The organism is Pedobacter sp. GW822-FHT03F06 (assembly GCF_058801365.1).
Genome location: NZ_JBXANE010000008.1, coordinates 261,528 through 274,152, shown reverse-complemented (window position 1 = coordinate 274,152; position 12,625 = coordinate 261,528). Strand labels below are relative to the sequence as shown.

The 12,625-nt window shown below is 36.6% G+C and carries 11 protein-coding genes and 4 tRNA genes; 11 read left to right on the top strand and 4 right to left on the bottom strand.

What is annotated here, in order from left to right; translation table 11 throughout:
- Nucleotides 1-102 precede the first annotated feature (102 nt).
- The 3 genes from AC1RJ8_RS16020 to AC1RJ8_RS16010 form a co-directional block, all read right to left on the bottom strand.
- Nucleotides 103-1,257: a hypothetical protein gene (locus tag AC1RJ8_RS16020; protein ID WP_492954547.1), complete on the bottom strand. Its 1,155-nt coding sequence runs from the start codon at nt 1,255-1,257 to the stop codon at nt 103-105.
- 181 nt (nt 1,258-1,438) lie between these two features.
- A complete protein-coding gene (locus tag AC1RJ8_RS16015; protein WP_492954548.1) occupies nt 1,439-2,245 on the bottom strand; it encodes a lysophospholipid acyltransferase family protein in 807 nt (268 codons plus the stop codon).
- Between the two features lie 339 nt (nt 2,246-2,584).
- Nucleotides 2,585-4,336 (bottom strand): bifunctional lysophospholipid acyltransferase family protein/GNAT family N-acetyltransferase, encoded by a 1,752-nt coding sequence (locus AC1RJ8_RS16010; protein WP_492954549.1) that lies wholly within the window; start codon nt 4,334-4,336, stop codon nt 2,585-2,587.
- Between the two features lie 95 nt (nt 4,337-4,431).
- Between AC1RJ8_RS16010 and AC1RJ8_RS16005 the strand changes: the two genes are divergently transcribed.
- The 3 genes from AC1RJ8_RS16005 to AC1RJ8_RS15995 all read left to right on the top strand — a co-directional run bounded on the left by AC1RJ8_RS16005 (nt 4,432) and on the right by AC1RJ8_RS15995 (nt 8,005).
- Nucleotides 4,432-5,331: a ComEA family DNA-binding protein gene (locus tag AC1RJ8_RS16005; RefSeq protein WP_492954550.1), complete on the top strand. Its 900-nt coding sequence runs from the start codon at nt 4,432-4,434 to the stop codon at nt 5,329-5,331.
- Nucleotides 5,332-6,415: 1,084 nt separating this feature from the next.
- Nucleotides 6,416-7,570, top strand: coding sequence for an acyl-CoA dehydrogenase family protein (locus tag AC1RJ8_RS16000; RefSeq protein ID WP_492954551.1), 1,155 nt, complete (start codon nt 6,416-6,418; stop codon nt 7,568-7,570).
- A 258-nt stretch (nt 7,571-7,828) separates the two neighbouring features.
- Nucleotides 7,829-8,005 (top strand): DUF6496 domain-containing protein, encoded by a 177-nt coding sequence (locus tag AC1RJ8_RS15995; protein ID WP_477584846.1) that lies wholly within the window; start codon nt 7,829-7,831, stop codon nt 8,003-8,005.
- Nucleotides 8,006-8,083: 78 nt separating this feature from the next.
- Here AC1RJ8_RS15995 and AC1RJ8_RS15990 read toward each other — a convergent pair whose 3' ends face one another.
- Complete coding sequence (locus AC1RJ8_RS15990; protein ID WP_029277247.1) at nt 8,084-8,470, bottom strand: hypothetical protein; 387 nt, start codon at nt 8,468-8,470, stop codon at nt 8,084-8,086.
- A 169-nt stretch (nt 8,471-8,639) separates the two neighbouring features.
- On the opposite strand from AC1RJ8_RS15990, the gene rpsU reads away from it, so the two are divergent.
- The 8 genes from rpsU (at nt 8,640) to tuf (ending at nt 12,597) form a co-directional block, all read left to right on the top strand.
- Nucleotides 8,640-8,834 carry a 30S ribosomal protein S21 gene (gene rpsU / locus AC1RJ8_RS15985; protein WP_086549247.1) on the top strand — a complete coding sequence of 65 codons (195 nt, stop codon included), beginning with the start codon at nt 8,640-8,642 and terminating at the stop codon, nt 8,832-8,834.
- 163 nt (nt 8,835-8,997) lie between these two features.
- Nucleotides 8,998-9,882, top strand: a complete 885-nt coding sequence (locus AC1RJ8_RS15980; protein ID WP_492954552.1) for a phage lytic cycle repressor MrpR family protein — start codon at nt 8,998-9,000, stop codon at nt 9,880-9,882.
- 14 nt (nt 9,883-9,896) lie between these two features.
- Nucleotides 9,897-10,244, top strand: a complete 348-nt coding sequence (gene hpf / locus AC1RJ8_RS15975) for a ribosome hibernation-promoting factor, HPF/YfiA family (RefSeq protein WP_025143266.1) — start codon at nt 9,897-9,899, stop codon at nt 10,242-10,244.
- 536 nt (nt 10,245-10,780) lie between these two features.
- Nucleotides 10,781-10,853, top strand: a tRNA-Thr gene (locus AC1RJ8_RS15970).
- Between the two features lie 39 nt (nt 10,854-10,892).
- Nucleotides 10,893-10,975 (top strand) — tRNA-Tyr (locus tag AC1RJ8_RS15965).
- Nucleotides 10,976-11,056: 81 nt separating this feature from the next.
- A tRNA-Gly gene (locus tag AC1RJ8_RS15960) sits at nt 11,057-11,132 on the top strand.
- Nucleotides 11,133-11,212: 80 nt separating this feature from the next.
- Nucleotides 11,213-11,284, top strand: a tRNA-Thr gene (locus AC1RJ8_RS15955).
- 125 nt (nt 11,285-11,409) lie between these two features.
- Nucleotides 11,410-12,597 (top strand): elongation factor Tu, encoded by a 1,188-nt coding sequence (gene tuf / locus AC1RJ8_RS15950; RefSeq protein ID WP_057932476.1) that lies wholly within the window; start codon nt 11,410-11,412, stop codon nt 12,595-12,597.
- Nucleotides 12,598-12,625 lie beyond the last annotated feature (28 nt).

Below are 12,625 nucleotides of genomic sequence, written 5' to 3'. Positions count from 1 at the left end.
ATCTAAATTACCTTAAATAGCTCATCAATCAACCTGTTATTGATAAAATAATGATTTTTTAACATTAATTTAATATGTATTTTTTTATTTAAGGCTAAGGGATTATTTCTTGATAGGCTCATATGCATAAACCACTTCGTATTTACTGTTCTTGAAATTTGAAGAAAGTTGTCCGATTTTTAGATTCTGAGCCTGGGGTGTAGGCTCGCAGTACGAATATTTTTTGCCCTTATAGGTGATTGGTTCGCCAACTGGTTTTTCAAACTGAACCGCAATAGTTAAATGTTTGGGGTATAGCAAGGCAATCATCGGCAGGTTATATATTTCCTTTACCAAATAGAAAAATAGTGCGGCCCGGTCATCGCAATCGCTGTAGGTACTTAATAAGGTTTGTTCAGGCGAGAAACGTTTTTCTTTGCCGAAATTTTCACCGTCATCTTCATATAAAAAACCATAACGGGTAAATCTCATGAGGTAATCAACACCTTTTTTCTGATCCATGCCTTTTAGGTTTTCTTTCAGGGTGGGGATAAGAGAGCTGTAGGTTTCCCGGCTCAAAGGAATATTAAAATAACTCTCAAAATCTACTACCGGATAGTTTTTGAAAATGGTCTGTACATCTTCATTAACTTTTAACTTAAAATGATGGATTTTTTGCCGATAGCTAAATTCTATATCTTTTTCCTGATAACTTTCTGGTTTAAAATCGGGCATTCTTGTTACCTTATAAGAGAAAGGGTTTTTAGCCTCTGGAATTAAAATTTTAACAGGCTTATAAGCATCGGCCTGTTTAAAAAGTTTGCCATAATCATGGTAATTCAGACACATAAATTTTTTATCGTCAATCATGAAAAAGGGAATATCGCTGATGTCCTCTTCGTTTCTTACATAAAAGATAACCTGATCATTGCCTATAGCTAACCGTGCATCGTAGCCGCATTTACTCAGTAAAAACCATTTGTATAAAGTATAGCCAAAATAATTAGCTGCTTTCGGACTAATCTGTTCGGCTGTTTTTCGGATCAGTTGATAATAAATCCAGTCGTTTAAATTATACTTTTTCTGGTATTTTTCTAAAGACGAAATAAGCGGGGCGTATTGGCCAGAAGAGATGTGGTTGTAAAAGTTTGAAACGGCTGATGCAGTTGCTGTTTTTGGTATCGGAAAAACTACCGAAGAATCGACACTAAAATTAAAGGTCCCATTATAAAAATCGAAAGAATAATTCTGTCCCTTCGAGATGAAGGTATTCATCATCAGGCAAACGAACAAAATAGTCCTCAAAACATATATGTAAATCCCTCGTTTCAAACCGCGCAATATTTGGTTACATTAAATTTACTTATTATTAACATAAAAGCAACAATTTCTTTATGTGAACAATGAGGGCGGTACTTAATGGGAAATTAACATTGTATTTTCAGGAATCCGGATCAGGTTACTTTTTTAGGGCGTAAAGTCCATTTCTTAAATGGTTTAAAAGCGAGGTATTACAATCTTTACAGTCTATTTCTTCCAAATGAATGGGTTTGCCGATACGGATTTTTAACTGGTGACCATTTTTGTTGAATAACTCTGAAATCAGCTTTGCTGTTTGTAACGAAGGGTGTATAAATTTCAGCAGGCTAAAAAAGATGCCATTATTGCCATGAAAATATACCGGTAATATGGGTACATTAGCTTTTGAGATAATTTTCCCAACCACGGGATGCCACTCGCGGTCGGTAATCTGATTTTTTCTGAATTTATAAGAAGAAACCTCACCTGCCGGAAAAATAGCAACTGGGCTGCCATCTTTTAAAACTTTTAAAGTTGTTTTTAATCCGCTAATACTTGATGAATCCTGAACTTTTTCGAACGGATTAACCGCGATAATACATTTCTTAAGGTTTGGGATTTTCTTTAACAGAAAATTTCCCATAAACATTGTATCAGGTCGGTAATTGGCAAGCGTACTTAATAATGCCAATGATTCTATAGCACCATAGGGGTGGTTTGCAATCGCAATAAATGCACCTTCTTTTGGAATGTTGGCTAAGTCCTCATCACTGATCTGAATAGTAACGCCCAGAACATCCAGAATATGATTGGCAAATTTTTCTCCTTCTAAGGTATTAGCATCTCTAATAATTCCATTGAAGTCGTTAATCTTTAAGAACCTCATTAAAAAGGAAGCAAGACCAGGGATTGGAATATTACAAATGCCTGTTGCCTTTGAAAAATTCTCTTTAGAAATGACTGTCATAATTATAGTTCAAAATTGATTCCATTAGGGAAGCAACTTGATAAATGATTTTTTATTTGAGCTAAATATAAGGGTGGGAAACATTCGGTTCTCACGAAGAAGAATGTTTATCATAGCTCATACAGAGTACCTAAAGATAATGGAATAATATGAACAACAGCGTATTAATCGATTAAGAAATTGTGAGGGAGAAAATTCTATAAATAACATTTCATTAATACCAATTTAACAAGGTAAGCCTACTTTTGTGGCATAAATATTTGGTTAGTATTTATAAAGTTTAGGTTAGTTGATAATAAAAAACCCAGATGGATGTCTGGGTTTTTTTATTGAATTAACTTATAAGTTCTTGCCGAGCTTTTCGAGCATTTCCGGCGGAATATTATGCGTATCAACTACTAAAAAGCCATCTAAGCAATCAGAAAATTTAGGATCAATATTGAATGAGATAATCTTTGCATTCAGGTTCATATACTGCCTCAACAATACCGGAATCTTAATATGCGAGTTTTCGATATCTCCGATAATGCTATCCAGATCTTTAAAAGATTCGCTGCTATCAACCAACGTATCTGTAGAAATTGGTAAAAGATCGGCTTTAAACTTGTTTCTTGGCTTTACATACTTTGCCATCTCATAATCGAAATGGTTTTTGGTAATGTAATCTACAATTAAGGCTTTGCTAAATTTCGAGAAATTGTTACTGATACTTACCGGCCCGAACATATAGCGGTACTGTGGGTTATCGATCAGGTATTTTAAAATTCCTTTCCAGAGCAAAAATAATGGAAGTGGTTTACCCTGGTATTCTTTTCTGATCCACGATCTGCCCAGCTCGATCCCCTGCCTCAACATTGGGTAGAACTGATCTTTCATTTTAAACAGCTCGGATAGGTAGAAACCGCGGCGGCCCATGCTTTCTAAAATCTCATCCCCCTTGCCAATCCGGTAAGCGCCTACAATATTTTCTAAATCCTTATCCCAAATAAATAAGTGGTTATAGTAGATGTCGTAATTGTCGAGGTCGATTTTTTTGTTGGTTCCTTCACCAACCTCGCGGAACGTAATTTCACGTAAACGGCCAATTTCTCTTAAAATATTTGGGATTTTTAACGTTGGAACAATGTATACTTCGTAATTTTTCTCCGTCCAAACTTTAAAATCCTCCAAAAGCGCTACCTCATTTTTAATTAAAATCCTCGAAGTTTCTTCAATTACCTCAACAGGTTTCTTTTTAATCTTGAATAAGTTTAGTGGATTAAAGAGTTTTTTCTCTGTATCTAAACCAACACCAAGGGCATATGTACGGGCTCTTAAAAAGTCCATCAGTTTGTTACTGCTGTTCATGTGCGAAATTTCAGATACGGCTATTGGTTTGCCAATCCGTACCTTAATGGTGCGCCCATGTTTATTTAAAAACTCTGAAGGTAACTTTGCAGTACGCAGGGTAGGGTGGATAAAGCTTAAAATATTAAAGAAAACACCGTTATTGCCATGAAAATAAATAGGTACAACAGGCACTTTAGCTTTTGCAATCAGTTTTCCAACAACAGGATGCCACATTCTGTCGGTTACCTGTTGGGCATCTAATTTAAAGGTAGAAACCTCTCCTGCAGGGAAAATACCGATTGGTGTTCCATTTCTAAGCAGATCGAAAGTAGTTTTTAATCCACTGATGCTCGAAGAGTGCTGCACATTTTCGAAAGGATTTACAGCAACAAAAAATTCATCAAGGTTTGGTATTTTTTTCAAAATGAAATTAACCATCACCTTGGCATCAGGCCTAACCGTACACAATAGTTTAACTAAAGCCAAACCTTCTACACCACCATAAGGGTGATTTGCAATAGCAATAAAAGGGCCTGTTTTCGGAATACTATTTAAATCATCATCATCAAATTCTATAGAAACGCCAATGGTTTCTAATATCTTGTCTACAAATTCTAAGCCTTTAAAGTGTTGATTTTGAGCGAATACGTCGTTGATGTCGTTCAGTTTCATGATCTCCATCATCAAACCTGCTAAACCTGGCACACCTAGCTTATCTATCTTTGTTGCTTTTGCAAACTCAGATGTAGTTATGATCTTCATATAAAATTCTTAGATTGTTGATAGGCAAAACCTGTTCTGTTTTGCAATTCCAAAAATAAGATTTATATTTATAATACACATGTCATATCGCATCAATGAGAATTTGGCTCAACAAAAATTTTGGTGTCAGCAAAAGTGAATTTAATGGATTGCTATTTCTAGTCTTTATTATTATTGTAATTAAGGCAACACCTATTATATATGGCTATTATCAGCCCGTTTCAAATGATGGTTCAGGTCTTTTGGCACAAATTCAGAAGATAACCATAACAGATCGGGTATATGCCAGTACTATTCGAGATCGGATTGAAAATTCAAATCCCGAAAAAGCGATTAAACTTTTTAAATTCAATCCCAATACTTTAGATGCACAGGGTTGGCAAACTTTAGGTTTATCAGCAAAACAGGCACAATCGATTCTGAATTATACCGCTAAAGGCGGTAAGTTTTACAAACCAGAAGATCTTCAGAAAATGTATACCATTTCGCCGGAAATGTATAAAAAGATATTGCCATATGTTAACATACCCGATCAGTCCATCAGCATCTCAAGAAAATATGCACCTTTAAACAAAAAGGAATACGCTAAAAAAACTTTAGTAACCGTTGATATTAATAAGGCCGATTCTGCACAATTGGATGAGATAAAAGGTATAGGCGGAACTTTTGCACTTAGAATTATTAAATACCGTGAACGTTTGGGCGGTTTTTACAAGAAAGAGCAGCTTCTGGAAGTTTATGGCTTAGATTCTAATAAGTATGCGGAAATTAAAGATCAGATTGAAATCAGTAATGCCCCATTAAAAACAATAAATATAAATACAGCAACGTTTAACGATTTAAAGCGCAATCCGTACCTTTCTTACAAACAGATCAATGCCATTATTGAATACCGCAGGCAGCATGGCAATTATTCAGGCATATCTGACCTGAAAAGGATTGTGCTCCTTAACCAACAAGTGATAGATAAAATTACCCCTTATATTTCTTTTTAAAAGCTTAAGATTATGCGCTAAACGTTTTTGAAAAGCAATAACATGCCGTTACAAGTTTTAAAAGGAATAAATTTCTATTTGATTTGGAAAGCAATTGTAGTGCTAATCGCTCCCGATAGTCCTGCTTTACACTTTACCCTCCCGATGAAAACCTGTGAAACAAGTACTCATATCGGTAGGGTGCCCGTTCCAATCAGGTTTGTGCTGTTGGGACAATGCTGGTCAACCCCCTAACCATAGTACCGGCCGAGCCACCTAAACCTGATCGGAACGAACATGAAGTGTAACGGAGTAAAGTGAAGAGCAGGACTGAATAGCGCCAAATGCTTCTGTACCTGATTTACAAAAAAAGTAAGAATAAATTTATGTATTGCCTGGCCCAGGTTAATTGCAATTCAAGGTTTAAAAGGAATAAATTTTCTATTTGATTTGGAAAGCAATGGTAGTGCTAATCGGTCCCGATAGTCCTGCTTTACACTTTACCCTCCCGATGAAAACCTATGAAACAAGTACTCATATCGGGAGGGTGCCCGTTCAAATCAGGTTTAATTATGTAAGAGCAGTGCTTGTCAACCCCAAATCATAGTACCGGCCGAGCCACCTAAACCTGATCGGAACGAACACGAAGTGTAACGGAGTAAAGTGGAGAGCAGGACTGAATAGCGCCAAACGCTTCTGTACCTGATTTCCAAAAAAGGAAGGACAAATTTATGTATTGCCTGGTCAAGGTTAATTGCAATTTAAGGTTTTAAAAATCCATTTGGCCAAAAGCGGCTTTCAGTTGTTTCCCTCGAGCCGTTATACTGAACTTGTTTCAGTATCGATCATGCTGCTTTTGTTAAGATTCCTGAACTGTTAATACATTATCCTCGTTCAATCGAAAACGCCATTATCTGAAATTATTCGGCTATCGTTGTAAGAAAAATAGAAAAAACTTTCTTCGTTAATTTCAAGGTTTAAAATTAACCGATAAACTAATTGAACCGAATACCATTTCATTCTGTAATTGCACAAATATTTAATGGTAACTAACTATCAAATAATTGTTTATAATTGCCTCAACTAACTTTAAAATATAAATTTAATGAGCGTAAGCTTCGATTTTTCAGAAACAGAAACTCAGCAGAGTGTAAAGGCCATGGTCCGCGATTTTGCAGAGAAAAACATTCGTCCACATATAATGGAATGGGATGAGGCACAGCATTTTCCTGTCGAATTGTTTAAACAGCTCGGAGAATTAGGCTTAATGGGCGTTTTGGTTCCCGAAGAATATGGAGGCTCTGGATTGGGCTATCAGGAATATGTTGATGTAATTGTAGAAGTGGCCAGGGTTTGTGGCTCAATCGGCTTATCATTAGCAGCACACAACTCTTTGTGTACCGGGCATATTTTGGCTTTTGCCAATGCAGAACAGAAACAAAGGTGGTTGCCCAAGCTGGCGACGGCCGAATGGATAGGTGCCTGGGGATTAACTGAAGCTAATACCGGGTCGGATGCCTTAAGGATGATGACCACTGCCGTTGAAGATGGAGATGACTATGTAATAAATGGCGCAAAAAACTGGATTACCCATGGTAAAAGTGGCGATATTGCAGTGGTAATGGTAAGAACAGGAGAGCAGGGGAGCTCGAAAGGGATTTCGGCCATTGTAGTAGAGCGCGGTACACCTGGTTTTACTGCAGGGAAAAAGGAAAATAAATTAGGAATGCGCGCATCAGAAACTACTGAAATGATTTTTGATAATTGCCGCGTATCGAAAGCCAATTTATTGGGTAATGTTGGCGAAGGCTTTAAACAGGCGATGAAAGTGTTAGATGGAGGAAGGATTTCTATTGCAGCATTGGCCTTGGGCATTGCAAAAGGTGCTTTTGATGCCGCGGTAGCTTATTCGAAACAACGCCAGCAGTTTGGTCAGCCAATTTCCAGCTTTCAGGCCATTAGTTTTAAACTGGCTGATATGGCTACCGAAATTGAAGCAGCTGAATTATTAATTCGTCAGGCGGCAGATTTAAAGAACAGGCATTTGCCTATGACAAAAGAATCGGCCATGGCGAAATATTTTGCCTCAGAGGTTTCGGTGAGGGTAGCCACAGATGCTGTTCAGATATTTGGCGGTTATGGTTATACCAAAGACTTTCCGGTTGAGAAATTTTATCGCGATAGTAAATTATGTACAATAGGTGAAGGAACATCTGAAATACAGAAAATTGTAATTGCCAGAGAAGTATTATCAAGGTAGAGGGTTTAGGGTAGAAGGTTTAGGGCTTATGCATAGAACCTTATACCTTAAACCTTTCGCCTTCAACCTTATAAACAACAAACCAAATATATTATGAGTAATCCGGACGGTTTAACCACCTCCGGATTTTTTTGTTTTAAAATTTTAAAAACCAACTTTCAATTGTCTGTGTTTTTACTAAAGATTAAAGACTAAAGAGCAATAACCAATGGGCAATTGCCAATGAACTATTGACTATTGAACTAATGAACCAAAAATATGGCAAAGTATTCAGAAAAAGCTGGTGAGAAAGTAGAAAAAACCATGCACGAAATGAAAGAAGGTAAGCTTAAAAGCGGATCAGGTAAAAAAGTGACTTCCAAAAAGCAGGCAATTGCCATCGGATTATCGGAAGCCAGGAAGGAAGGGGCGAAGGTACCCAGGAAAAAAGATTAAAGACCAAAGCTGAAAGACCAAAGCAAATATAGACACACTAAGCTGCCTGCACAGCGCTTTAGTCTTTGGACTTTCAGCTTATTGCGGTATATCTTTAGTGGTTAAAATGCTATCTACTACATAAACGCTAAATCCGCGCCAAGGCAGGGTATTTTTATATTCCTTATAGTGGAGTTCGTAAAATTTGCCGCTATTGGCCATCATTTTATCTGCGATTTCTTTACTTGCAATAGAAAACTCAAACTCATTATTTTGCAGTGTTCCCGCTTGTCTGGATTTTACCCCACTCTGGATCAATTTCCCTTCATAGGTTTTAAAGAGATAGCCTTTCTTTACTACATAATTTAATTCGCCGGCCTTAACGCCTTCGCCAAAAACAAAGAAATACCGGTAATAGCAAATTGCTACGAGTAAAATAACGACTATAACCGCGATAATTGATCCTACTTTTTTGCCTGTTGTCATATCATATAATGTATATATAAATGTAGGTAAACAACAGTTTAGTTTAATCAATGATTTAAATATAATTTCTTTTTATAAAATCTTTCTCATTTTCAATATTTTGCTTACATTTGCAGCCCCGATAACACGGGAAAATTTTAAAAACCACGAGAGGAGGTATTTCAGCGTTATGATCATTATCAACATTAAAGACGGCGAATCATTAGATAAAGCCCTTAAACGTTTCAAGAAAAAGTTTGAAAAAACTGGTGTATTGAGAGAACTGCGTAGTCGCCAGGCATACGAGAAAAAATCCGTTGCTCGCCGTACTGAAATTAAACATGCTGTTTACATTCAGAATATGAATCAAGATACAACTGCATAGTTGTTTAAGATATAAATACATTAAAGTCCTCCAGATGTTAAATCGGGAGGACTTTTTTGTTTTAAAAAGAAATCAAAAACTTTACAATAAACAATTAATTAATGATTTCTTTATATCAAAACTATTTGTAACTTCATATCAATGCCCGTCAAAAAGATATTGAATGTTGCTAAAAAGTTTTATAACCTATTTAACTCACGAGAAGCGCTATTCTCAGCACACCATTACCTCTTATCAAACAGATTTAGATCAGTTTGAAGAGTATATCAATACTACGTTCGATCTGAACTTTTTAGCCGTTAAGCATGTTCACCTAAGGAGCTACATGGTAGACCTGATGGAGAAAAAAGTATCAGAACATACCATCAATAGAAAAATTTCAACATTAAGAAGCTTTTATAAATTCTTACAGCGCACGGAAGAGATTGATCAAAATCCTACTGTTTTAATTAAAGCGCCAAAAATACCCAAAAGGCTTCCTGTATTTGTTGATACGCCAAAAATGGATCTTTTACTGGATTCGGAACAGTATTTTAACGAAAGTTTCCCATCCGTTCGCGATCATCTGGTAATCGAACTGCTTTTTGGTACCGGCATGCGTTTAGCAGAGTTACTTCAATTGAAGGATACTGATATCGATATTTATTCGGGAACGATAAAGGTGTTGGGTAAAAGAAATAAAGAACGGATCATTCCTGTAAATAAACAGCTTATCAATCAGGTAAATACCTATATTGAGCTAAAAAAGTTGCAAAACTTTAATAACAATTTGCTTATCTTAATCGTTACCAATACAGGTACAGCGGCGTATCCAAAATTAATATACCGTATTGTTACCTCATACCTAAACCACGTATCAACCAATGAGAAGAAAAGTCCCCACGTGCTTCGGCACAGTTATGCAACAAGCCTGCTAAATGCAGGAGCAGATCTAAATGCAATTAAAGAACTTTTGGGTCACGCCAGCTTAGCAGCAACCCAGGTTTACACCCACAATTCGATCGAAAGATTAAAAACAATTTATAAACAAGCCCATCCAAAGGCATAAAAAAAGGAGGAAAAATGAAAATCGGAGTTCAATCAATCCACTTCAGTGCAGACAGTAAGTTGTTAGATTTTATACAAAAAAAAGCAAATAAGCTAGATCAGTTTTTCGACCAGATCATTAGCGGAGAAGTGTATTTAAAGTTAGAGAACGTAGAGGACGAGGCCAATAAGATTAGTGAGATAAAACTCATTGTACCGGGTGGGACCCTCTTCGCTAAAGAACAATGTAAATCATTTGAAGAAGCCACAGATCTGGCAATTGAATCGTTAAGAAAGCAGATCACTAAACATAAGGATAAAACACGCGCTAAATTAAGTGAGCATAAAGCAATTTTAAGCGAAAGCGAAGCTGCTGATTACTAAAAATCAGCATAATTTTAAAAAGGCAACATGATTAATCATTATGTTGCCTTTTTTTTATGGGCTATAGTGAGGGATTTACTATTGTTTTCGACTAATAAATAATGGTATTGATTGTTTTTTTTAAAAATTTAATAAGGATATAAGCGATTTAGTGGTGTTAAAGGATATAAGAAGTGGTAGCTGGAAAGTGCCAGGGCATGGGGGCAAGCGCAATTAAACTTAAAAACCGATTCATATTCGTTAGAACACAGAAAAAGTTAAAAAAATAATACAATTTTAAGCGAAAGCAAAGCGACTGATTATGAAGTACCTATTATTTTAAATCATCGTAATTGAGTGGGAGGGCTAAAAAAGTTGACTATTTTTTTTCAAATTTATTTTGAAGTGAAATATAAGTGTGTATATTTGCATTCCCTTTCGGAAACGGTGTTAGGCCAAGAAGAAAAGGCTTGTTCTTTAAAAAGATAAAAGTTTTAAAAAAACACGTTAATAGTATGAAAAATGAAGATTTTTCGTATCATTGCACAAAATTTAAAGCCTCCTTAGCTCAGCTGGTAGAGCAACTGACTTGTAATCAGTAGGTCATTGGTTCGATTCCGATAGGAGGCTCTTTTTATTTTAAAGTGTTAGCATTTTAAAGTAGAAAATGGGGAGATTCCAGAGCGGCCAAATGGGACAGACTGTAACTCTGTTATCGCAAGATTTCGAAGGTTCGAATCCTTCTCTCCCCACACTTTAAATGAACGACCAAATGTTTTAATGAGAGATTATTTCTATCATTCTTTCATTCAATCAATCACTAGTTTTTAAAAGCGGAAGTAGCTCAGTTGGTAGAGCGATAGCCTTCCAAGCTATAGGTCGCGAGTTCGAACCTCGTCTTCCGCTCCAATAAAAATTAGAAAGTGGGCAGTTATCGGTAACAGTTTTAATTTGGTTAAAACTAAAAGGCTGGAACTGGAAACTAAAAAGCCGACTTAGCTCAGCGGTAGAGCACTTCCTTGGTAAGGAAGAGGTCATGGGTTCAATTCCCATAGTTGGCTCAGGATAATAAAGCTTTGTTAAATCTGTTTAATATGCAGGGTAGACAAGGTTTTTTGTGTTGCATTGCATCAAAACAATAAATAAAATTAATAAAAAGTTAACCTACTAATTAGTTATAAATAAAATGGCAAAAGAAAAATTTGACCGTAGTAAACCGCACTTAAACATCGGTACAATCGGTCACGTCGATCACGGTAAAACAACTTTAACAGCAGCTATTACAAAAGTTTTAGCTGATGCAGGTTTATCTGAGGCACGTTCATTCGATTCAATTGACTCAGCTCCTGAGGAAAAAGAAAGAGGTATTACAATTAATACTGCGCACGTTGAGTATTCAACTGCAAACCGTCACTACGCACACGTAGATTGTCCAGGTCACGCGGATTATGTTAAAAACATGGTTACAGGTGCGGCTCAAATGGATGGTGCTATTATCGTTGTTGCTGCTACTGACGGTCCAATGCCACAAACTCGTGAGCACATCTTATTGGCTCGTCAGGTTGGTGTACCTTCATTGGTTGTATTCATGAACAAAGTGGATATGGTTGATGATCCTGAATTATTAGAATTAGTAGAAATGGAAGTTCGTGAATTATTATCGTTCTACGATTTCCCTGGTGATGATATTCCTGTTATTCAAGGTTCTGCTTTAGGTGGTTTGAACGGAGATGCTAAATGGGTAGCAAAAATTATGGAATTAATGGATGCTGTTGATAGCTACATTCCAATTCCTCCACGTTTAACTGATCTTCCATTCTTAATGCCTGTTGAAGATGTATTCTCGATCACTGGTCGTGGTACTGTAGCAACTGGTCGTATCGAGCGTGGTGTAATCAACTCTGGAGATCCAGTTGAAATCTTAGGTATGGGTGCTGAGAACTTAAAATCTACAGTAACTGGTGTTGAGATGTTCCGTAAGATCTTAGATTATGGTGAAGCTGGTGATAACGTAGGTTTATTGTTACGTGGTATTGAGAAAACTGATATCCGTCGTGGTATGGTAATCTGTAAACCAGGTTCAGTAACTCCTCACACTGATTTCAAAGCTGAGATCTATGTATTATCAAAAGCAGAAGGTGGTCGTCACACGCCATTCTTCAACAAATACCGTCCTCAATTCTATTTCCGTACTACAGACGTTACTGGTGAGATTTCACTAGCTGAAGGTACTGAGATGGTAATGCCAGGTGATAACGTTACCATCACTGTAAAGTTGATCAACGCTATCGCAATGGAAAAAGGTCTACGTTTCGCTATCCGTGAAGGTGGTAGAACAGTAGGTGCTGGTCAGGTAACTGAAATTTTAAAATAAATCTTAAATCCCGATTTATCGGGACTAA

What these genes read in the sequence shown, in the direction of transcription:
- AC1RJ8_RS15990 (WP_029277247.1), bottom strand. Translation starts at nt 8,470, where the DNA reads ATGACAACAGGCAAAAAAGTAGGATCAATTATCGCGGTTATAGTCGTT.
- AC1RJ8_RS16000 (WP_492954551.1), top strand. Translation starts at nt 6,416, where the DNA reads ATGAGCGTAAGCTTCGATTTTTCAGAAACAGAAACTCAGCAGAGTGTA.
- AC1RJ8_RS15980 (WP_492954552.1), top strand. Translation starts at nt 8,998, where the DNA reads ATGTTGCTAAAAAGTTTTATAACCTATTTAACTCACGAGAAGCGCTAT.
- AC1RJ8_RS16010 (WP_492954549.1), bottom strand. Translation starts at nt 4,336, where the DNA reads ATGAAGATCATAACTACATCTGAGTTTGCAAAAGCAACAAAGATAGAT.
- tuf (WP_057932476.1), top strand. Translation starts at nt 11,410, where the DNA reads ATGGCAAAAGAAAAATTTGACCGTAGTAAACCGCACTTAAACATCGGT.
- AC1RJ8_RS16020 (WP_492954547.1), bottom strand. Translation starts at nt 1,257, where the DNA reads ATGATGAATACCTTCATCTCGAAGGGACAGAATTATTCTTTCGATTTT.
- AC1RJ8_RS16015 (WP_492954548.1), bottom strand. Translation starts at nt 2,245, where the DNA reads ATGACAGTCATTTCTAAAGAGAATTTTTCAAAGGCAACAGGCATTTGT.
- AC1RJ8_RS15995 (WP_477584846.1), top strand. Translation starts at nt 7,829, where the DNA reads ATGGCAAAGTATTCAGAAAAAGCTGGTGAGAAAGTAGAAAAAACCATG.
- rpsU (WP_086549247.1), top strand. Translation starts at nt 8,640, where the DNA reads ATGATCATTATCAACATTAAAGACGGCGAATCATTAGATAAAGCCCTT.
- hpf (WP_025143266.1), top strand. Translation starts at nt 9,897, where the DNA reads ATGAAAATCGGAGTTCAATCAATCCACTTCAGTGCAGACAGTAAGTTG.
- AC1RJ8_RS16005 (WP_492954550.1), top strand. Translation starts at nt 4,432, where the DNA reads ATGAGAATTTGGCTCAACAAAAATTTTGGTGTCAGCAAAAGTGAATTT.